The organism is Lysinibacillus sp. NPDC095746 (assembly GCF_044763535.1).
Taxonomy (GTDB): Bacteria; Bacillota; Bacilli; order Bacillales_A; family Planococcaceae; genus Lysinibacillus.
In genome coordinates, this window is sequence record NZ_JBIWGL010000006.1 from 1 (window position 1) to 20802 (window position 20802).

General features: G+C 36.0%; 19 protein-coding genes, 1 pseudogene and 1 riboswitch. Of the genes and pseudogenes, 16 read left to right on the plus strand and 4 right to left on the minus strand.

Annotation, left to right across the window (positions count from 1 at the left end):
- Nucleotides 1-705 (minus strand): annotated as a pseudogene (locus ACIQ7N_RS05990) (IS3 family transposase); the annotation flags it as partial.
- 119 nt (nt 706-824) lie between these two features.
- Here ACIQ7N_RS05990 and ACIQ7N_RS05995 point away from each other — a divergent pair.
- From ACIQ7N_RS05995 to ACIQ7N_RS06020, 6 genes are all read left to right on the plus strand, one after another.
- On the plus strand, nt 825-1184 hold the full coding sequence (locus tag ACIQ7N_RS05995) for a barstar family protein (protein ID WP_402930839.1): 360 nt from the start codon (nt 825-827) through the stop codon (nt 1182-1184).
- Between the two features lie 807 nt (nt 1185-1991).
- Nucleotides 1992-2240 (plus strand): DNA-binding protein, encoded by a 249-nt coding sequence (locus ACIQ7N_RS06000; RefSeq protein WP_402930841.1) that lies wholly within the window; start codon nt 1992-1994, stop codon nt 2238-2240.
- A gap of 259 nt (nt 2241-2499) precedes the next feature.
- Complete coding sequence (locus ACIQ7N_RS06005) at nt 2500-2763, plus strand: hypothetical protein (protein ID WP_402930843.1); 264 nt, start codon at nt 2500-2502, stop codon at nt 2761-2763.
- Nucleotides 2760-3236: a Rossmann-fold NAD(P)-binding domain-containing protein gene (locus ACIQ7N_RS06010; RefSeq protein WP_402930845.1), complete on the plus strand. Its 477-nt coding sequence runs from the start codon at nt 2760-2762 to the stop codon at nt 3234-3236. Before ACIQ7N_RS06005 ends, ACIQ7N_RS06010 begins: the two co-directional genes overlap by 4 nt.
- 485 nt (nt 3237-3721) lie before the next feature.
- Nucleotides 3722-3979, plus strand: coding sequence for a hypothetical protein (locus ACIQ7N_RS06015; protein WP_402930847.1), 258 nt, complete (start codon nt 3722-3724; stop codon nt 3977-3979).
- Nucleotides 3980-4552: 573 nt separating this feature from the next.
- Entirely contained in the window at nt 4553-6043 is a 1491-nt protein-coding gene (locus ACIQ7N_RS06020; RefSeq protein WP_402930849.1) for an alpha/beta hydrolase family protein, read from the plus strand.
- 114 nt (nt 6044-6157) lie between these two features.
- On the opposite strand, the gene ACIQ7N_RS06025 is transcribed toward ACIQ7N_RS06020, so the two are convergent.
- Nucleotides 6158-6607, minus strand: coding sequence for a MarR family winged helix-turn-helix transcriptional regulator (locus ACIQ7N_RS06025; RefSeq protein WP_402930851.1), 450 nt, complete (start codon nt 6605-6607; stop codon nt 6158-6160).
- A 237-nt stretch (nt 6608-6844) separates the two neighbouring features.
- A riboswitch (cobalamin riboswitch) is annotated at nt 6845-7021 on the plus strand.
- Between the two features lie 114 nt (nt 7022-7135).
- On the opposite strand from ACIQ7N_RS06025, the gene cobT reads away from it, so the two are divergent.
- Nucleotides 7136-8191 (plus strand): nicotinate-nucleotide--dimethylbenzimidazole phosphoribosyltransferase, encoded by a 1056-nt coding sequence (gene cobT, locus ACIQ7N_RS06030; RefSeq protein ID WP_402930853.1) that lies wholly within the window; start codon nt 7136-7138, stop codon nt 8189-8191.
- 268 nt (nt 8192-8459) lie between these two features.
- Here cobT and ACIQ7N_RS06035 read toward each other — a convergent pair whose 3' ends face one another.
- Complete coding sequence (locus ACIQ7N_RS06035) at nt 8460-9065, minus strand: trimeric intracellular cation channel family protein (protein WP_248718273.1); 606 nt, start codon at nt 9063-9065, stop codon at nt 8460-8462.
- 411 nt (nt 9066-9476) lie between these two features.
- Between ACIQ7N_RS06035 and ACIQ7N_RS06040 the strand changes: the two genes are divergently transcribed.
- The 3 genes from ACIQ7N_RS06040 (at nt 9477) to glnA (ending at nt 12814) form a co-directional block, all read left to right on the plus strand.
- Nucleotides 9477-10727 carry a methionine gamma-lyase family protein gene (locus ACIQ7N_RS06040; protein ID WP_132357304.1) on the plus strand — a complete coding sequence of 417 codons (1251 nt, stop codon included), beginning with the start codon at nt 9477-9479 and terminating at the stop codon, nt 10725-10727.
- Nucleotides 10728-11020: 293 nt separating this feature from the next.
- Nucleotides 11021-11395, plus strand: a complete 375-nt coding sequence (locus ACIQ7N_RS06045) for a MerR family transcriptional regulator (protein WP_402930856.1) — start codon at nt 11021-11023, stop codon at nt 11393-11395.
- Nucleotides 11396-11479: 84 nt separating this feature from the next.
- Nucleotides 11480-12814 carry a type I glutamate--ammonia ligase gene (gene glnA / locus ACIQ7N_RS06050; protein ID WP_132357302.1) on the plus strand — a complete coding sequence of 445 codons (1335 nt, stop codon included), beginning with the start codon at nt 11480-11482 and terminating at the stop codon, nt 12812-12814.
- A gap of 127 nt (nt 12815-12941) precedes the next feature.
- Here glnA and ACIQ7N_RS06055 read toward each other — a convergent pair whose 3' ends face one another.
- Complete coding sequence (locus ACIQ7N_RS06055) at nt 12942-13325, minus strand: CotD family spore coat protein (protein ID WP_402930858.1); 384 nt, start codon at nt 13323-13325, stop codon at nt 12942-12944.
- 891 nt (nt 13326-14216) lie between these two features.
- Here ACIQ7N_RS06055 and ACIQ7N_RS06060 point away from each other — a divergent pair.
- From ACIQ7N_RS06060 to ACIQ7N_RS06085, 6 genes are all read left to right on the plus strand, one after another.
- Nucleotides 14217-15572, plus strand: coding sequence for a YjiH family protein (locus ACIQ7N_RS06060; protein ID WP_402931080.1), 1356 nt, complete (start codon nt 14217-14219; stop codon nt 15570-15572).
- A 168-nt stretch (nt 15573-15740) separates the two neighbouring features.
- Complete coding sequence (locus tag ACIQ7N_RS06065) at nt 15741-16298, plus strand: hypothetical protein (RefSeq protein ID WP_402930860.1); 558 nt, start codon at nt 15741-15743, stop codon at nt 16296-16298.
- A 427-nt stretch (nt 16299-16725) separates the two neighbouring features.
- The gene (gene queF, locus ACIQ7N_RS06070) at nt 16726-17226 is read left to right on the plus strand and encodes a preQ(1) synthase (RefSeq protein ID WP_402930862.1); all 501 of its coding nucleotides are present in this window, start codon (nt 16726-16728) and stop codon (nt 17224-17226) included.
- Nucleotides 17226-17861, plus strand: coding sequence for a queuosine precursor transporter (locus tag ACIQ7N_RS06075; RefSeq protein WP_402930864.1), 636 nt, complete (start codon nt 17226-17228; stop codon nt 17859-17861). The genes queF and ACIQ7N_RS06075 overlap by 1 nt, the downstream gene beginning before the upstream one ends.
- A 433-nt stretch (nt 17862-18294) precedes the next feature.
- Nucleotides 18295-18546: a phage holin gene (locus ACIQ7N_RS06080; protein WP_402930866.1), complete on the plus strand. Its 252-nt coding sequence runs from the start codon at nt 18295-18297 to the stop codon at nt 18544-18546.
- Between the two features lie 93 nt (nt 18547-18639).
- Nucleotides 18640-20745: a DUF2339 domain-containing protein gene (locus ACIQ7N_RS06085; protein WP_402930868.1), complete on the plus strand. Its 2106-nt coding sequence runs from the start codon at nt 18640-18642 to the stop codon at nt 20743-20745.
- The last annotated feature ends 57 nt before the right edge of the window (nt 20746-20802 follow it).

Consider the following 20802-nt stretch of genomic DNA (forward strand, 5'->3'; position numbering starts at 1 on the left):
AAATAAGCATACATAATGCCACTTTTTTCCGACACGAACGTATGTTAAATCGCTGACGATGACAGCCAATGGCTCTTCTTGCTCAAACTGACGCTTCATTACATGTTGATTTATGCGGCTTATACTGTGCTACTGTATAGTTTGATACGAGTCCAAGATCTTTCATTAAACGACCAATTCGACGACGTGATACGTGTTTTGGCTCTGGTAATTTACTCAGTTCTTTCTTGATTTTACGCGTACCATAATTATTACGGCTTTCTTTGAAAATACGGGCAATCTCTTTAGAAATCTCTTTATCTTCAGTTTTTAGCGTACGTTTACTACACAAATCGGCATGATAGTAATACGTACTTTTTGGAATATTGAGGACGTCACACATTGCTGATACCGAATATTTGTGAGCATTATTACGAATCACATCTATTTTCGTCCCATGATCAGCGCCGCCTGCTTTAAAATATCATTTTCCATCATTAATCGTTGGTTTTCCTTGCGTAATCGAGCCAGTTCATTTTCTTCTTCTGATCGATTATCTTTGGCGGCAAAAGAACCTGTTTCTTTATGATTTTTTATCCAACGATCTAACGCAGAAGGTGTAATATCATATTCTCTAGTAATGTCTGCACGAGATTTACCATTTTCATAAAGTTTCACTAATTGCAGTTTAAATTCGGGTGTAAAAGTTCGACGTTGACGTGTCATAGCAGCACGCTCCCTTGTTTTATTAGTCTAAGTTTACAACCCCTTATTTTATCTGTCCAACTTAGTGTAGCCTATCCAATTTTAATAAAGTATATGCACTACTCAATCATACATCTGATATGCAAGAAAATAATTTTTATCCAATGATTGATGGGAAAAATTGTCCGAGTGTTGAAAGTTTATTTAAAGAATTTGCTATAAATATTAAATTCCCGGATTATTTTGGTGAAAATTGGGCTGCTTTCGATGAGTGTATGAATGATTTAGATTGGTTAAACTGTGAAAAATATGTATTGTTTATTAAAAATTTTGATCAATTGTTGTCTAGAGAAATGCATAATGAGTTTGAGATATTTATTGATATACTAAAGACGATGGTTGATGAATGGGCGACTGAAAGAAAGTACTCTTTATTGTCACCAAATACGATTTCCTTTCAGGTTGTAATTCATAGTGAAAAAGGAATAAAAGACTTATAGAATTGAAGGTATCTAAGTATGGAATTAATATAATTGAGTAGATTAATTTTTAACTTCTTTTCTAAAATTTATATGTTAGAGCCAGACTTCTGTATATAAGGGGGGCAAAAAATTCATCCAACCTGATGTCAGTATTGCACCAGCGACTGGTTACCCCTACCTTAGATTTTATCTATTTGTATCTACATTTTAAGGCCAATACTAAGGAATTACATTTTAAAAAGATTCCTAAATAGTGGGTGGAAAAATGGGAATTTTCAAGATGAAATAGAGTAGCATCTACACATATGACGCATGGGGTAACATTTTTATTAAATATCGAAGAGAAATTTCTTTCAAGCTCACCTATTTTGGTGGGCTTTTTTGGTTTATCTTTTGAGGATGTGAATAATTCCTAAAATTATTGGTGCTTTAGTGCAATAAGGGTTTCAAAAATAATCAAACTTTTTTATAAAGAATTTAATCTATCACCAAAATAAGAGCATGCTTTGATCCATCTTTTTTAAATCGAGTTTTCATCTATTTTAGTGAGAATTGCAAGAAATCAGGTGTGGGAAGGATAAAAGACAAAATATCAAATTGCTGTAAATCCTAAAAATCATATTTTTGAGTCTATTGTATTGTGTTTTTAGTTTTGATAAAAATGATATAAATGAATTAGTAAGAGGGAAGAACTTGCTTCAAAATAACCATTAGTCATGATGTTTTACACATGGCTATTAAGACAAGTGAGACCTGAAACTGGTGGATCAAAGGTTCATTACCGATTTGATAAAAATGGAAGATATATAGGGAAGTGGTGAAAAAATGGGACAGCCAACTAAAGAAGAGATTATTAATAAATTGAAAATGATCTTACAAGGAAAACTATCAAGAGAAGAAGTTGCAGATTGGGCGTCAGAATATGTATTGCAGGATGAACCAAATATCTCGGATGAGACTGTTTGGGAGCTTCTTAAAGTTGTTTTTGGAGTCGATTTACTAGATAGCCCAGATGAATATTTACATGGAGAGCAAGACATTAAGGATTGGATAGACGAATATTCAATTAGATAATGAATGAAACCTTGATGTTGGTTTGAAATAAGGTTTAACTGTTAACGGGGACAGCCCGCTTCAAAATGACTAAATTGAGTTGAGATTATATCACCTCTCTTGAAGCGAGCTTTTTTCTTCTCATCGGAAAAGTGAAACGTGTTTTTCGTGTAGTAAAGTTTGTAAAAAAAGCTAGTTGTAATTGCTTTGTCGCAAGAACAAAGGTTTTAACGGATGAAAGAGAGAAGAAGATCGAAGACATCGAAGTCGGGTGTTTGATATGGTATGGCGATTAGTTCAAAACGAAAGTGATGCTTTAAATATAGAAATTGATTATAACGCAGGTATATATGATGAAAACGACATACAGAACTTTATAGATAGATTTCAATATTTACTACAGGTATTGATAGAAAACAGTGACATACCTATTTGCAATCTAGAGTTGCTTTTACCACAGGATATTGATGTTTATCAAAACACATTGGCTGTGAAAAATGTGCCGCCTATGACATTAGATCAGCTCATTGATGTTATCGTTTGATAAAAGCTATCTTATTACTACAAATTGCACCGAACATTCATACGTATATTGATCTAGTACCTATCGATTTTGGTAGTAAAGCTATTGTACAATTGGTATGTACAAAGGAAAAGGAAGGGGAAACTTTCCACATTTGTAATCCTGTTCAACTGGAATGGAAACCGTTTGTTGAATATTTGAAACAGAGCGGTCATCCTATTAAAATTGTAAATACTGAACAGTTTATGAACTTATTTAAAGACGATTCATTGTCTGATAAACAAAAATATGCTTTGGAATTAATGGTGCCTTTACTAGAAGAAACAGCTGAAAATTCTTTATCTATCCCAACGTGTCAAGATACTCAACGTTTTTTACAAGAAGTTGATGTGGTATGCGAATTACCTAATGCAAAGTTTGTATCTAATTTGATAGATTACGGATCTCGATTAGGTTTTTTCCCCGCTAGCAGAGAATATACTACGGTTGAATGATTATTCGCCGTGGAAAAAGGGAAGCCTTAATCTGAAGAAGCATTTTGAAGAGCAAACGAAAGTTTGCTCTTTTTTTAGTAAAGTAGCAGTGTATTTCACTCTGCTACAAATGTTTATTTAATAGAAATTTTTTGATGAATCCATTTGAGTAGTCACTTCTTTTGTTTTCTATTGAAAGATCCTTTAGCCTTGTGAATTACTCTATGGTGGGTCGGACAAACAATCATGATGTTTAGGGGAGAATTGTTTTAAGTTAACGAGAACTCTTCAATTTGATATCCCTAGAAGTGGTGGAATCAATAGAAGTGTTAATATTTCGTGTAGCAACTAACAGAATGAAGATAGTAGTCGATGAATTTACTTTCATTGAGAACGAAAATAATTGATTAATAGAAGTATAAAAATCTAAATGAACGTCTATATTGTAATTAAGAATTACGATTGATTCAAACGCTAATTTCAATTATCTAAAGGAGTGAAATAGTATGAGCCACGACCAATATCATGAAGAACATGATAATATCTTACATTACTGCTTCACATACAGCTTAGAGGTTAAATACTACTACATGATGGTGAAAGAACTGAAAAAGGGACGTAGAATTCAGGCCATTCAGTTAGGAGATAGACAATTATTGATATGTTCATATAAACTACCAAATTCAATTGATCTATGTGTACAGATTCCAATTGTATCATCTGTTAAACAAATGCCTTTAAAACTGTCCGGAACAAGCGAATAGGAGTTTTATAAGCATAGTACTAAAAATTCTGAAAACGACGAAAGAGCCTAAGTATAGGCTCTTTTTTACGTACATAGGCAACGACTCTACAGATTGATACAATCAATAATTAATAATTTTAGAAATTTAATTTAAAGTAACAGAGTACTTCATTATGCTATAAATGTTTATTTAACATTAATTTTTCAATGAACCCATTTGAGTATGTTATTTCTTTTGTTTTACTGTTTAAGGATCCTTTAGCCTTGTGAATTATTCTATGGTTGGTCGGACAAACAATCATGATGTTTTGGGGTGAGTTGTTTTGAGTTAACGAGAACTCTTCGATATGGTGTCCCTCGACAACTGAGACTCCATAAATTAGATAAAACAAAGACGATATCACAACAATAGATGGACACGAAGCTTCCTAAAGCCTTTTTGGCAGTAGGGAGCTTTTTCGGATAAAGAGTAGTTGAAAATAGCCATATATAGATTAGAGACTTCTAAAAAAATTGCCATTAAGACTCTTGCAAAACATAGTTAAGTATAGTTAACTAAACTAAAAGAGAATTAAAATAGGAGTTGAGATGATTGAGGTTTTTTGAAGGGGTTTTAATTGCAGTTCATATTTTGTGGCTTTGTTCTTTTCTCTTTAGATTTGATGTGAAAGTAAAAGTAATCACTAATGTCATCGCGCTTATTCTTTTGGTTATTCACTTGGGGCTTGAGGGTTACCGATGGCAAATGGGATTAACCTACATTTTATTTATTCTTTTAACTGTATTCACAATGAAGCCATTCATAGAAAGTAACGTAGAAAAAGCCACAATTGAAAGAGCGAAAAAAAATAAAAGGAAGGTCAAGAAGCTTTTATATATTTGGTTTATTTTCATTTATTCGTTCAGCAGCTTCGGTTTAGTCACGATCATGCCTGTATTTCATCTTCCAAAGCCTTTAGGTCCTTTTGAAGTAGGTATGAACTCAAGGTATTTGATAGACGAATCGAGACATGACTCGGAACAAAAAGGTCATGAATTAATGATACAAATATGGTATCCAGCAGAGGTAAAAGATGATGCGAAGGATAGTCGTTATGAATCCTTTCCTTACGAAGAATGGTCGGGGACAATGGAATTCATTTTTTCTGTTCCGCGTTTTTTATTTGAGTATTTGAAGTATGGACAAACTAACAGCATAAAAGATATAGCAGTATCCAATCAAGAAGATAAATATCCGGTTCTATTATTTTCTCACGGCTTTGGCAGTACTAGAATGCAAAGTTACTCCCAAATGGAGGAATTAGCAAGTCATGGATACTTTGTTGTTAGCGTTGACCATATGAATGATGCAGCCTATACGAAGTTCCCAGATGGTCGGGAAATCATGAATCAAACAGACGCATATTCTTATTCATTTACTATTGAAGACGAAAAAGATGTTAAAACACGATCAAAAGATATGAGCTATTTGCTAGATCAATTATCAATGATAAATGATAAGGATCCTCGAGGTTTGTTTACTGGAAAGATGGACATGGACAAAATCGGTATATTTGGCCATTCATATGGAGGTTCGACAGCTGCTCAAGCATTGTTGGATGATAGCAGGATTTCTGCAGGAATCAACATAGATGGACCTTTACATGAACCGGTGGCCATCTCAGGTTTTGAACAACCTTTTATGTTTATTTTAAATGAAGACTATCTCTATCTATCCGATGAAGAAATTCAATATACGAATATCACCTCGGAGGAATTTCAAAAGTATCATAATAAAATTACAGAGCTTGCTGATTTTCACTATAAAGAGGGAATAAAGGGAGACACTTTTATGCTTACTTTTATCGCAGGAGATCATTATACTTTTACAGATTTCCCCTTCCTATCTCCTTTATTGTCATGGAATATTGACGTAAATCAATTTCATCAAGTAATGAATCGATATATATTGGCTTTCTTTGATCACTATGTGAAAGGTGCAGATTCTGATGTATTGCTTACTAAAGAGAAAATGGAAGATAAGTTTTACTATTATAAAACTAATATAAAAAGTGATTTAACGGATGAAAAAATAAATAGCTAAGTTTTGTTAACTGAACAGTTGTTTTCTCCTCCGTGTAGGACATCCAAAAAGAAAAACTCCTTTATAGTAGATGGAGGCGATTGCTTGTCCACCTACTATAAAGGAGACTATATCTTAACGCTCATTGTCTTTTTTAGTCTCGACAATCTTACTTAATGTATCAAGAACATTTTTTAACTCTTTTAGACTTACTTTCGAATAATATTTTTCTACAAGAATGTCGTCAATTTTTTTTAGAAGCTGATGAAACTCTTTGCCCTTATCCCCAAGATAAATAAAGGTCTCTCTACGGTTGATTGAATTCTCTTGACGATAGATCATTTTCATTTCTTCGAGCTTTGAAATTACTTGGCTAACTGCACTTTTGGAAATATCAAAATGATTTACGATATCTTTCGCAATGACCGGCTCATGGTGAATGATATAAGACATAATAATTTCTTGTTGAGGCGTTAAGTGAAAGTTCGCTAGTTCCTCAACCTCTTTGGTTTCTTGTAAAACTAACAACTTGAATTGTTCGAATTTTTGATTAATTTTGTCTGTAATTATTAAATAGTCATGCACAGATGTATCATCCCTAATTCATTTTAAAGGTTTATAATTAAGTTGATTTTACTTAACTATTTATATATTTGTCAATTATTAAAGATAAAAATTTAACTATCTCTAATCATAGTTGTTTAAATAGAACCTTACACATTTGATTCATTACGTAAATATAATATTTCGCTTTCTAGTCATAGAAATATACAATTCCACTAATATATTGACACAAAAACTACTTTGACGTAGATTTAAAGTAATTGCATAAAAGCATTAGGTGCCCATTGCGGGAGAATAGGGAATAAAGTGAAAAGCTTTAGCGGTCCCACCACTGTAAAAGGGAGTTTCATAGAGAATGCCACTAGCATCGTTCTGGGAAGGCTCTATGAAATGTTGAAATTGAGCCAGGAGACCTGCCTATCTGCTTCGGTTATATAGACGATGGAAAAGTCTGTAGTTTATTTGTTATGGAATAAACTACAGGCTTTTTATTTTTTCTCTAAATCATTCTTCAAGTTACAAGGGCAAAAAAGAAAGGGGAAATTTTCAATGCAATTATTACAACAGACGATTCACAACATTCAAAGTGCTGACTACAAAATGATGGAGAAGGCACGGGAACGCATAGATGCACTTTGCAAGCCACCTAGAAGCTTGGGGAAACTGGAGGCCCTTGCTGTGCAACTATCCGGAATTACAGGCGAACTATTTCCTGCGATTGATAATAAAGCAATTATTGTCTGTGCAGCAGATCATGGTGTTTGTGATGAAGGGGTGACATCTAATCCACAAAATGTGACAGTCTTTCAAACATTAAATTTTCCTAGAGGAGGAACTGGTGTCTGTGCTATCGCAAAAATCACAGATGCAAAAATTGTTACAGTTGACGTTGGCGTAAAAGAAGATATTCCTCTTGATGCTGGTGTTATCGTAAAAAAAATTAAATATGGCACGGACAATATGGCAAAGGGACCTGCTATGTCAAGGGAAGAAGCCATTCAATCTATTGAAGTAGGAATTGAAGTAGCTACGGAAGAAATAAAAAATGGGATAAATGTACTCGGGACAGGTGAAATGGGTATTGGTAATACAACACCAAGTGCTGCCATATTATCGGTTCTTCGTGAATGTCATCCGAATGAAGTGACAGGCTTCGGTGCAGGTGTTGGACCAGGGGGGATAGCGCATAAAGTACAAGTCATTTATGATGCTATTGCATTAAATAAACCAAATCGCGATGATGCTATAGATATTCTTGCAAAAGTTGGTGGATTAGAAATAGGCGCTATGGCTGGGGTGATACTTGCTGCCGCTGCACATCGTAAACCTGTTGTTATTGATGGTTTTATTTCTACCATCGCTGCCCTTATCGCTTACGAACTTGAACCTAACGTAAAAGACTATATCATTCCTTCGCATGCCTCTGAAGAACCAGGTGCAAAAATTGCCGCTGAAATGCTCGGAGTTGAACCGATGTTACAGATGAATATGCGATTGGGGGAGGGCTCTGGTGCAGCTTTAGCCTTTCCTATTTTGGACGCAGCGTGCTCTATGATGAAAAATATGGCTACTTTAGAAGAAGCAATGTTGCTGTTGAAAAAGTAACTTTATTTGCAGATCACGGTGTGTGATAAACGAAGTCATGGATAGAACCGTCAAAATCGTGGATAGAACAGCCGAAGTCGTGGATAGAACCATCAAAATCGTGGATAGAACAGCCGAAGTCGTGGATAGAACCATCAAAATCGTGGATAGAACAGCCAAAGTCGTTGAATAGAACGGTCAAAGTGATGGAGAGAACCGCTAAGAAAAAATGAATTTAAAAATTCAAGCCCAAATCTCAGATTTGGGCTTTTATTATGCAACAGTATAACTATGCTCGATTCAACTTCCGTAACGGTAGACGCCATTTCTTCATATATGAAAGTATTCTAAGTACTGTGATCACACCAAATAATACATATAAAAAGATATCCCCTGAAAATAGTTGAAGTCCTATGATAAGCCCGGCTAATGCTGCCCAAACACCATAGATTTCATCGCGGAGGACTAATGGTTGTCGTCTAGCTAATAAATCACGAATAATTCCACCACCTGACCCTGTTAAAACAGCAGCTACAATAACGGCACTAATAGGCATGTCGAGCTTCACAGCATAAAGGGCACCTTGAATCGCAAATGCCGATAATCCAATAGCATCAGTGACATTGCCCCAACGATGCCAATGCTGAATGAGTCGATGTGGAAATAAGAAAAAGAGCGTAATAGCTGCAATGGCAATTTGGAACATTCTATCCTGCCCCCACAGTGTTGTTACAGGTAAACCTATAAGTAAGTTTCGTATAGCTCCACCACCAAAAGCAGTTACGATACCGAGTATATATACACCGAATAAATCGTATTCTTCCTCCATTGCAATTATTGCCCCGGAAATTGCGAAGGCAATTGTGCCAATGATACTAAAAACCTCCCAAGCCAACCCTTTCACCCCTTATGTGAATAAATCATTTTATGTTGTTGTGGATTAGTTACTGTATCTACAAGTTTTCGAAAAAAAAGCATCGACTTATAATTTGGAATTATCAGATACTAAATAATTTATTATAGCAAAATTAAAAAGATTAAGTTCGTAATTTAACTTCTTTTCGGCAGAAGTATTCCAGCTCTATAGGTGGTGAGATGAATGCGGATTTAAGTTACTTCAGGGTATCCAAACATCTGTGCCTTGGCACAAAAGACATCGCTAAAAAGAAATGAAAGCCTCCGTCGGATGTCACGCAATTATGAGTCATAATTGATCTTAGTACTTAATAAAATTGGCAAGCTTTGCAGGCAAGCTCGCAAATTGTTAAGATAAGATTTGAACAAATGTGAAATGGAGAAGAACAGTATGACTTTTACAACCAATTTATCAGAAGAAACACTAGCATTAGCTGCTAAAATAGAAGAAAAGGTACGCCCTTTTCATGCAAAGGTAGAAGACATGGCGTTCTTCAATCAACAAAAAGTGCTTGCCGCGTTCCGAAAGCATCAAGTAAGTGACTATCATCTACACCCGTCTAATGGTTATGGCTATGATGATGAGGGGCGTGATAATCTAGAACGAGTTTATGCAGAGGTCTTTGGAGCGGAGGCTGCCATTGTACGTCCGCAAATTATTTCTGGTACACATGCAATTACACTTAGCTTATTCGGAGTACTACGTCCGGGTGATGAATTACTTTATATTTCGGGTCAGCCTTATGATACATTACAATCAATAGTTGATGGTGGCGATAAAGATACTGGCTCGTTAAAAGATTATAAAATCGGTTATAGCCATGTGGATTTAATCGATAATCAAGCGATCGATTGGGAAGGTGTTGCAGCTGCAATTACACCAAACACAAAAATGATTGCTATCCAACGTTCGAAGGGCTATGCAACACGCCCATCCTTTACCATTTCGCAAATTACAGACATGTGTGCAAAAATCCGTGAATTAGCACCGGATGCAGTTATTTTCGTTGATAATTGCTACGGTGAATTTGTTGAGGCACAGGAACCGACAGAGGTTGGGGCTGATTTAATAGCAGGCTCACTCATTAAAAATCCTGGCGGTGGCTTAGCGAAAATTGGTGGTTATATTGCTGGCCGTGCAGATTTAGTAGAAAAATGTGCTTATCGTATGACATCACCAGGTATAGGTGCTGAAGCAGGAGCAACATTAAATACGCTTGGTGATTTCTATCAAGGATTTTTCCTTGCACCACATGTTGTATCTCAAGCCTTAAAAGGTGCGATTTTCACGGCTGCTATGCTAGGAGAAATTGGTATGAATACATCACCAAGCTATGATGCTAATCGTACAGATTTAATTCAATCGGTTTCTTTCCAAACTGCGGAACAAATGATTGCTTTTTGCCGTGAAATTCAAGCGAATTCACCAATTAATGCGCATTATGCACCTGAGCCCGCTTATATGCCTGGCTATGAGGATGATGTCATCATGGCAGCTGGAACATTCATTCAAGGTTCTAGTATTGAGCTTACAGCAGACGGTCCTATTCGTCCGCCATTTACAGCATTTATTCAAGGTGGGTTAACATACGAACACGTAAAATTTGCAATTTGTAGTGCTGTTCAAAAAATCCAAAAATAGGTAAATAAAAAACTATTCAAAATTTCTATTTTGAATAGTTTTTTATTTATAGATGAAATGTTGAAGATATCATTTTTTTAAAACGTAGAAATGTAATTAAGACATCGGACGCCCCGGGGGAAGCACCAAGTCGGAACGTAAATCAATCTCCACGTTAGGATAATAATCTTCGTTTTTTATAATTTTTAGTCATTTCGAAAAAATTATTTTAATTCATGTCAGGAAACCTTACATGAGTGGTTGACAGTGTAAATTTTTCGTTATATTATTAGCAGGTATTGGAGGGGACTTAAATGAGTCGTGAAATTAGACGAACTATGCCGTTATTATCTATGAATATCGTAATGCAATTGACCGAGCTGTCGGCACGTCAGATTCGTTATTATGAAGAACACCATTTAATTGAGCCGCACCGAACAGAAGGTAACCGTCGAATGTTTTCATTAAATGACGTCGATGTATTGCTAGAAATAAAAGATTACTTGGAACAGGGTATGAACATGGCAAAAATTAAAAAGCTGTTCGCTAAAAAGAATGAACCTGTTTCAACAGATGAACCAAATTTAAGTGACTCAGAATTGCGTCGCATCATGCGTGAGGAAATGCTTCAAGCGCAGCGCATGCAAAAATCATCCATCCGTCGTGGGGATTTATCTCGATTCTATTAATAAAAAGCAACATCGTTAATTACTTTATTAATAGGGTAGGGTAATGATAAAAAAGCTAGACATTTTATAGGAGTGTGGAAAACTGTGGGTAAATACACAAAAGAGGACATTAAACGTCTAATCGAAGAAAAAAACGTAAGCTTTATTCGTCTACAATTTACAGATATTCTTGGCACAATCAAAAATGTTGAGATTCCTGTAAGCCAATTAGACAAAGCTCTAGAAAACAAAATGATGTTTGATGGCTCATCTATTGAAGGCTTCGTACGTATCGAAGAATCAGATATGTATTTATATCCTGATTTGGATACTTTCGTAGTGTTCCCTTGGACTTCTGAAAAAGGGAAAGTAGCACGTTTCATCTGTGATGTATTCACTGCTAAAGGCGAGCCATTTGCTGGTGACCCACGAAATAACTTAAAACGTATCCTTAAGAAAATGGAAGACATGGGCTTCACAAGCTTCAATTTAGGGCCTGAGCCAGAATTCTTCTTATTTAAATTAGATGCAAAAGGTGAACCGACACTAGAAGTAAACGACCATGGTGGTTACTTCGACTTAGCACCAACTGATCTTGGCGAAAACTGCCGTCGTGATATCGTATTAGAGTTAGAAGAAATGGGCTTCGAAATTGAAGCATCTCACCATGAGGTAGCTCCAGGACAACATGAAATTGACTTTAAATATGCAGATGCAATTACAGCTTGTGACAATATCCAAACGTTTAAATTAGTTGTTAAAACAATTGCTCGTAAACACGGTTTACATGCTACATTTATGCCAAAACCATTATTCGGTGAAGCAGGCTCAGGTATGCACTTCAATGTCTCATTATTTAAAGGTAAAGAGAATGCATTCTACGATGAATCTACTGAACTAGGTCTTTCTGAAACAGCGATGCAATTCATGGCGGGTGTCCTTGCTCACGTTCAAGGCTTCACAGCTGTGACAAACCCTACAGTTAACTCTTATAAACGTCTTGTACCGGGTTATGAAGCGCCATGTTATGTAGCATGGTCAGCTCAAAATCGTTCACCACTTATCCGTATTCCATCAGCACGTGGTCTTTCAACTCGTGTAGAAGTACGTTCTGTGGACCCATCTGCTAATCCATATTTAGCGATGGCTGTTATTTTAGAAGCTGGTCTTGAAGGTATTCGCCGTAGCTTAACACCTCCAGCAGCTATTAATCGTAACATTTACGTAATGTCTGATGAAGAGCGTAAAGCGAATGGTATCGCAAACTTACCAGCAGCACTGGACGATGCTTTAGTATTACTTGCTCAAGATGAAGTAGCGCAAGCAGCTTTAGGTGAGCATATCTATGCAAACTTTAAAGAGGCAAAAGAAATCGAGTTTGACATGTATCGTACAACCGTACACCAATGGGAACGCGATCAATATTTAAAAATGTACTAAAAATAGTAACCGAGTACCTACTATAGGTGCTCGGTTTTTCTTATGATTAAGTAAAGATAGAACTAGGTAAGCAGTATGCTATAAAAAAATGAAGCGATGAGGTATTTCTAACCTCATCGCATATTTTTTAATAGCCCATATGATGATGACCCATATGATGGCCCATGTGATGGTGGCCCATGTGATGGTGGCCCATGTGATGGTGTCCCATATGATGATGTGGCATATGGCAAGGATCAGGTGGCATCTCGCAAAGTGTATGAGTTTCGCAACATTCTTCCACTACACATTCAGTGCAAGGGAAATGATATTGATGATCAATTATATGTTTGTTCACTGTTGTAATATGTGCTGGATGTACATGAGGTACGACCGTATGGATGTAATTAGTGCGAACAAATTCCTCTGGCGGACAAAAGTGTGGTGGTTCAAATTGAGTTGGGCAATGCTGTGGTGGACAACAATGTGGACCTGCATGATGATGATGATGGTGATGCATACGTCTATGCATGGTAAAACCTCCTGTTTTGATAAGTTGTGGTTCATAATTAACATATGAGATGAAAGACAGTATGGTCTATTTGTATGCCTATTAAGGGCTGGTTAAATCTCTTAGGCAATTAAAATAGATATGATTAATGGAGAGTTTCACCAAACTTTAAGTTCTCTCAGTGGATGTTTGGACACCCGCAGAGAGAACTTAAAGTGTCCAGACGCAAGTATGGCTTCTTTTATATAATGTAAAATTTTTGAAAGGTAATGATACGAAGAAGAAGTGTGGATAATTAGAAGAGAATTATCACAATAACAAATTTTTATGGATTGAATAAAAATGCATTTTGTTGTAGAATTAACCGATGTATTGTTGGTTTATGATATTTTATAGCTATGACTTAATGAATAGAAATTTTGCATTGCGGATGTTAATTATAAAAAAGTATGTTTGGGCATTCCTTTATTACTTTTTAGAGGGATGTTTTTTATTTTATCCGTATTCCATTTTTATCGCGCATTAACGGACAGTAATTAATCTGTACAAAAAAGAGAAGCTCAGGTAACAACGCTCTCGCCTTAGTAAAAAGAGTGGGAGATTAACGGCTCGTAAATGCCTAATTGGTAAAGACTCATATCAGTGAGGACTAAAAAAATTCCTACTGATTAAAGTGCAGATATACATTTCTTAGCGGGATAACTTCTTTTAGCCGGTGTCCAAACATCAGTACCTGTTGCTATGCTTTCGGTACAAAAGACATCCGCACAAAAGAAGTTAATGCCTCTGGCGGATGTCACGGAATTAGGCCGATTCCGGACGGGAATTATGCCGAGGTAAAATGGATCAGTCCATAACTAACAAGCTTGATATATAGAACTTCGAAAACCTAGAGAAATGAGGCTTTAAATGATGAAAAAATATCCTACTTCTACATACTTTTTCTTCATAATTCCGTCTCTTATTGGTGTCCTGTTATTTATGACACCAGTCTTAACGGAAGATGGATGGAAAGTTCCGATTGCTATTTTAGCAAATTTACTAGCAGGTTTTGTTGCTCCGGTTATTAGTTATTTTACTATATTTATTTTTGCGATTTCGGCAATTGGTTCACTCATTGCCAAATTTATTCCGCGAAATAATTCAAAAGAGCCTAGTATTTTAGATACATTATTTTATGTCAATTGGTTTTGGACAATTATAAGAGTCATTGGTTTAGTATTTGCCTCAATGGTTGTCTTTGATTTTGGACCATCTGCGATTAATAATGAAAATACTGGTGGATTATTAATGGACCCTGACAGTGGTTTAGTAACATTTTTATTTACGATTTTCTTATTTGCAGGCCTACTATTACCGTTTTTAACAAACTTCGGCTTGCTTGAATTTTTCGGAACGATGATGGTGAAAATTATGCGTCCTCTCTTTAAAAGCCCTGGTCGCTCATCGGTTGATGCACTTACATCGTGGGTTGGGGATGGAACAATTGGTGTTCTGATGACGAGTAAACAATATGAAATGGGGAACTACACGAAAAAAGAGTCTGCCATTATTGCAACGAGCTTCTCGGTAGTATCTATCACATTCTGTATCGTAGTATTAGATACAGTGCATTTGTCACGCTATTTTATTCCATATTACTTAACAGTAGTTCTTTGTGGTCTTGTGTTAGCGGTAGTAATGCCACGAATTTTCCCGCTGGCTAATAAGGAAGATACTTATATCGACGGAACACCAGTAGATTTATCGCGTGAGGAATTACCAGAAGGTTATAATTCTGTGTCACATGGCTTAGAAAATGCTTTAACTGTTGCGCATGCAAATCGTGACCCACGTCAATTTTTGAAAGATGGCATTAGAAATGTTTTGGATTTATGGGTTGGTGTAGCACCGGTTGTTATGGCATTTGGTACGGTTGCTTTAATGCTTGCTGAATTCACTAATGTTTTTGCATTTTTAGGAAAGCCGTTTGAACCTATTTTAACAGTGCTTGGTTTACCGGAAGCAGCTGAGGCAGCGCAAACGATGGTTGTTGGCTTTGCTGATATGTTCCTACCTTCAATTTTAGGAGCAGGGATTGAAGCTGACACTACACGATTTGTAATTGCTGTCGTTTCTGTAACACAGCTTATTTATATGTCTGAAGTTGGTGGACTTATTTTAGGCACAAAAATTCCACTTAAATTTTTTGATCTAGTTGTTATTTTCTTAATACGTACGATTATTTCTCTACCAATCGCAGCATTAGTTGCACATATACTCTTTTAGACTAAAAAGGCAATTGTTCGAACTTATTAACGCGAACAATTGCTTTTTTTCTTTATCTATATCGCGCGTTAATACGTAGGAATAATGAATAAATAACAGAATACAACTTGACACATAATTTCATTGAGTTGGGAAAAACTACACGTAAAGTGATACTGAGGTGATAAAATGGACAGAATTTTTTCTCTCTGCTTAAGTTCCTGTTATTTATTATTTTCTCAACCAAGTGATGCCTATATCAATGATTCGCGCAGTTCTTATGAAGAAATTTATCCAGAGATAGGCTATAAAACGGTTGAAGCAGCTGCCTCCGATTTTGAACGGCACTTTCATCAAGGGCTAAAGCTACCACTTCGAGTACCTCCTATTAGTTTTACACATCATTTTGGTCGATTTAATGATCTTGATGATGATATGAATGATTTTTTTGAAGCGACATTTATTAATCATCAGCTTCCTGAGCATTATTATAAAATAACGGTTCGACCTATTGAGTTTAAGTTCCCGTCTAAAAAAGAAAATATAGTAAAGACATTCAAGTTGAAAAACGGAACGACTTCCATTTATATGGAAATATCGGGTTTTAATGTTCTTGCTTTTAAAAGAGAAGATTGGCAATACATGCTGTGGATTGATAAAAGGGTTTCAAATAAAGTGACACCTGAAGTTTTAGTTGATATAGCTAATTCCATTGACTATACAACGCAAGAGGATGAACATGGATAATAAAAAATGCCAAGACCTTTAATAGGGGCTTGGCATCTTCTTATTTTGGCTGTTTTCTTAAAGATTGTTGCAGTTAAGCTTTACTCTATAAAATTAAATACATCGAAAAAGTTTAACTAATCCTTTGGAATTATTGTGCAGGTTAATAGCCTCTAGAATACAGGGGCATTTCGAATCACCATAGATAGGATAGAGTAAAGTACGACAGTATATTTTTGTCAATGCTAAATTATGAAAAAATTAGTTGACTGAATGCATTCATTAAGTTACTATTACTAGCGAATAAGAAAGAGGTTCATAGCGCATACCCTCTATAAAAAACTATGGATGACGTCATTTACGCCATATCCCAAAAATGCGGATATGGCGATTTTTTTTATTAGATTTAATGCGTAATGAACTTCTCACAACTTGAGGAGGCATTTTTATGGCAGGAAGAAATGAAGAACAAGGATTACAAAATTTAACCCTACTCGGTAACCAAAACACAAAGTATTTATTTGAATATTCTCCGGAGATACTTGAGGCAGTTGACAATTTACATACGAAAAATGATTTTTTTGTAAAATTTAATTGCCCGGAATTTACGAGTCTATGTCCAATGACTGGGCAGCCTGACTTTGCGACTATATATATATCTTTTATTCCAGATAAAAAGCTAGTGGAGAGTAAATCTTTAAAGCTCTATTTATTTAGCTTCCGTAATCACGGGGACTTCCATGAGGATTGTGTTAATATCATCATGAATGATTTAATTAAACTGATTGAGCCGCGCTATATTGAAGTGTGGGGTAAGTTTACGCCACGAGGTGGCCTGTCCATTGATCCATGGTGTAACTATGGACGCCCTGGCACAAAATATGAAAAAATGGCGGAGCATCGTTTGATGAACCACGATCTATATCCCGAAAAGGTGGATAATCGCTAATGCTTTACTATTTAAACGGATTGTTTGTTGGCTTTTTAATTTTAGCAAATGTTTTAGCTGTTAAAGTGTTTAGTATAGGCGAATGGATGATGCTTCCCGCAGCAGCAATTTTAATTATTTTCACGTATCCTCTTATTGATGTAATTTGTGAAGTCTATGGCAAGGAAGCGGGCGCTCGCACGGTAAGAACAGGGCTTATGGCACAAGTGTTTGCAGCATGCTTTATCGCGATTGCCATTGCACTACCACCTGCAGAAGCCTTTGTTCATCAACAGGAGTTTGAGACAATTCTCGGCGGCAGTATGCGCGTCATTATTGCAAGTCTTGTAGCCTATACGGTTAGTGTTAATTTGGATGTAGTGATATTTAATAAATTAAAAGAAAAGCATGGGAGCGGTAAACTTTGGCTCAGAAACAATGCTTCTACGATGTTAAGCCAACTCATCGATACGGCATTATTTATTACGATAGCCTTTTATGGAATAATGCCAATTAAAGTGTTACTGACATTATTTATAACACAGTATTTGTTTAAATTTTTTGCGTCCATTGTAGCAACACCACTTGTTTATGGGCTAGTTTTCGTTGCGCGAAGATTTGATAAACGTAAAGGCTTTGAACTATCTCATTACTGAGATGGTTCAAAGTATGAAAAAATGTTGGGCGTTTACTTCACTTTGTTTGTTGCAACTTTGAAGATTTATCGGAACAAAATCTCATTTTATCGGAACAATTTTAGCTTTTATCGGAATATTTTCTCGTATTATCGGAACCATTTCAGTTTTTATTGCCCCTAGGTCGGAACGGAAATCTAATCAACCTCTCGTTTTGTCGAAGAGCTATACTTTATTTCATGAACATAATAGATTTTCAACAACTCGAAGCCATCTCATTGCTGAGATGGCTTTTTAATGTGCGCCTTGCGAAATCTAGCGTCGCAAATTTGTACTAAATAATATTTATGGTATAAGAATCTCTCTTATTCCACGTTTATAGCTCCATTTTTGCATATATGCCATATTGCGGAGGAGCATATACTGTGTATAAGAAGGAGGGAGGTGAGTATTTATGAGAATAAACTGGATGATCCGTTTTCAGCATAAACCATTTTTATTTGCGCTATTTTCGTTGATTTTGTTACTCGCACAGCAAGTAGCAACTATTTTTGGCTATGACTTAACGAGTGCAATGAGTGAGCAGGCAACGCACATCTTAAATACCGTATTATCAATTTTTGTTTTAATAGGAGTTGTAGTAGATCCAACTACACGGGGAACCAGTGATAGTGAACGTGCTTTAATGTATCGAAGACCGAGATAAATAATGGAGTAAAAATAAATCAAAAGTGTAATTTTACAACAAGGATAAATATGTTATAATGTAAAAAATTGATAGTGCAGGGAGGATGATTGAATGTCGCTTGAAATGGAGCGGAGGATTGCCACGCTTGAGCAAGAAATGATGGATTTACGGCAGGAATTAGAGGGCTTAAAGCGTCAGCGATCTGTTGAGAAAACAAGCACATTGAACGCCAGAAAATCCATTATTGAGCAATCTACGCCAAAACTAGCGCAAAGCCCAAAGCCAAATTCAAACTTGGAACAAAAGCCAAAAACAATGCCAGCTCCAGAAAAAAAGATGGAGCCACAGCGAACGTTGGAAGAACGTTTTATGTGGGCACTGCCAAAAGTATTTATGGTCATTTTAGTGATGGGGGTGCTTTGGGGGCTTAAGCTTGTGAGTGATTATGGCTATTTATCAAACGAGGTTAAAATTATTCTCGCATATGCATTATCGCTTGCCTTAACCGCAACAGCTTATGTGTTGGAACATAAAAAAATAGGGTCTTCAGCTATCACGATATCTTTATACGGTGGGGCATTTATTGTTGGAATATTAACAACAGCTGCTAGTGCGATATTGTATGAAATCATCGGTTTAACGATGGCACTTGTTATTGCAGTCGTTTATATCGGCTACGGTATGGCTATTAGCTATTTAAAGAAAAACGAAGTACTAACAATATTCGTAGCGTTTACCTCATTATTATTACCTTATTTACTAGAATATATGGATTTTAGTCCTATCATTATTTTAATCTATGTTGTTGTTCTATTTACGATGCTGCAATTTGTTATTCATCAACACAAGCAGAAGTTGGCTCTCTATTTAACAACCTTTTTCTCAGTGCTAGCTGTCAGCATTATAGCGTTTATGAATCAAGACAATCGAGCTGTTTTTGCAATAGGTTTCCTTGTTGTTTTATCTATTTTTTACACGAGTTGGTGTCGTTTATATAATGCAGAGTCAAAATTGAAATATATTCATGTTGGGCTTCAATTTAGCCTAGGAGCCTTTAGTTTATTACTCTTGGACTTTATCATTAGTCCTATTGAATATAGCGAAGCACTATTATTCATATTAGTTTGCTTGTTTGCAGCTTTAGCGGGTTATGGCTATAAGCAAAAATGGCAGGAGGCATTTGATAGTGCCGTAACACTCGCATTTATTACACTATGTAATACACTACTAGTTATAAATTTCCCAGAGAAAGTGGATCATCTGCTCATCCCGTTCATCACCTTTGCGGGCGTAATGATGAGTTTACGTTTACGAGTTAGTATGATGAAGGTTGTCAGCTCATTTTCATTTATGATTACACTTGCTTTAAGCTTTATAATTCATGAGCCAGCACCATTCTTCAGCATAGACCATGCTAGCTTAATCATGCCAGGAATATATCTCCTAATTATTTATGTATATGCAAGACGTCCGAAAGAGACACAGACTGTATTTGAAAAAGTAATGAAGGAACTATATGTCATTGACTTTTTAGCGGTAATAACGACTGGTTATTTCTTAGCTTATATCGGAAAGCTGGATGGAACGTACTTTGCAGGTGCTGGTAATATTCCGCATCTCATGTGTATGATCCTCGCTGTACTTTTCGCGGGATCACTTTTAGTGCCAACCAAATACAAAGGTCGTGCATTAACGCCGGTCCTTACTGTATTTTTCATTCTCTTCACAATAATGCTTGAAATAATTCCGTACAATATGCAAGGTGTCGAGTGGTTAAATATAGTAACAAGAGTTGTCTATATAGCTGTAATCGTAGCAATTATGATCGATTTGCTGATGAAGGGGCGCATTTATCAAAGCTATCAAGAGCAAATAGAGAAACTTCTTGATCCGATTGTTAGTGCAGGTATGGTGCTGACGATGATATCTGTTTGGGGTCTCATCTCTCAGCTTTCCTTCAACAGTTTGCTTGATTGGAAGCTAAGCATTGCTTTCTCAACGATTACATTATTCCTGACAGCAAGTATCTCCCTTTGGCTTAGCAACGTGCGAAACTTACGAACATTACGTATAACAGGTTTTATCATCTTAGTTATTGCGTTTATTAAGCTTATATTCTTTGATTTGTCAGCACTAGACTTACTAATACGAGCAGTCCTGTTTATGACAATTGGTGGGATTGGGTTGCTGTTGTCGGGTAGGTTGTTGCGGAAATGAATAAATTATTTAGACACTAAGTATGTTTTCACAAAAAACGTTTACCTAATTTGGGGT

Coding starts and splice junctions, on each gene's coding strand:
- ACIQ7N_RS05995 (WP_402930839.1), top strand. CDS start 825: ATGCAAGAAAATAATTTTTATCCAATGATTGATGGGAAAAATTGTCCG.
- ACIQ7N_RS06000 (WP_402930841.1), top strand. CDS start 1,992: ATGGGACAGCCAACTAAAGAAGAGATTATTAATAAATTGAAAATGATC.
- ACIQ7N_RS06005 (WP_402930843.1), top strand. CDS start 2,500: ATGGTATGGCGATTAGTTCAAAACGAAAGTGATGCTTTAAATATAGAA.
- ACIQ7N_RS06015 (WP_402930847.1), top strand. CDS start 3,722: ATGAGCCACGACCAATATCATGAAGAACATGATAATATCTTACATTAC.
- cobT (WP_402930853.1), top strand. CDS start 7,136: ATGCAATTATTACAACAGACGATTCACAACATTCAAAGTGCTGACTAC.
- ACIQ7N_RS06040 (WP_132357304.1), top strand. CDS start 9,477: ATGACTTTTACAACCAATTTATCAGAAGAAACACTAGCATTAGCTGCT.
- ACIQ7N_RS06045 (WP_402930856.1), top strand. CDS start 11,021: ATGAGTCGTGAAATTAGACGAACTATGCCGTTATTATCTATGAATATC.
- ACIQ7N_RS06055 (WP_402930858.1), bottom strand. CDS start 13,325: ATGCATAGACGTATGCATCACCATCATCATCATCATGCAGGTCCACAT.
- ACIQ7N_RS06060 (WP_402931080.1), top strand. CDS start 14,217: ATGAAAAAATATCCTACTTCTACATACTTTTTCTTCATAATTCCGTCT.
- ACIQ7N_RS06065 (WP_402930860.1), top strand. CDS start 15,741: ATGGACAGAATTTTTTCTCTCTGCTTAAGTTCCTGTTATTTATTATTT.
- queF (WP_402930862.1), top strand. CDS start 16,726: ATGGCAGGAAGAAATGAAGAACAAGGATTACAAAATTTAACCCTACTC.
- ACIQ7N_RS06075 (WP_402930864.1), top strand. CDS start 17,226: ATGCTTTACTATTTAAACGGATTGTTTGTTGGCTTTTTAATTTTAGCA.
- ACIQ7N_RS06080 (WP_402930866.1), top strand. CDS start 18,295: ATGAGAATAAACTGGATGATCCGTTTTCAGCATAAACCATTTTTATTT.
- ACIQ7N_RS06085 (WP_402930868.1), top strand. CDS start 18,640: ATGTCGCTTGAAATGGAGCGGAGGATTGCCACGCTTGAGCAAGAAATG.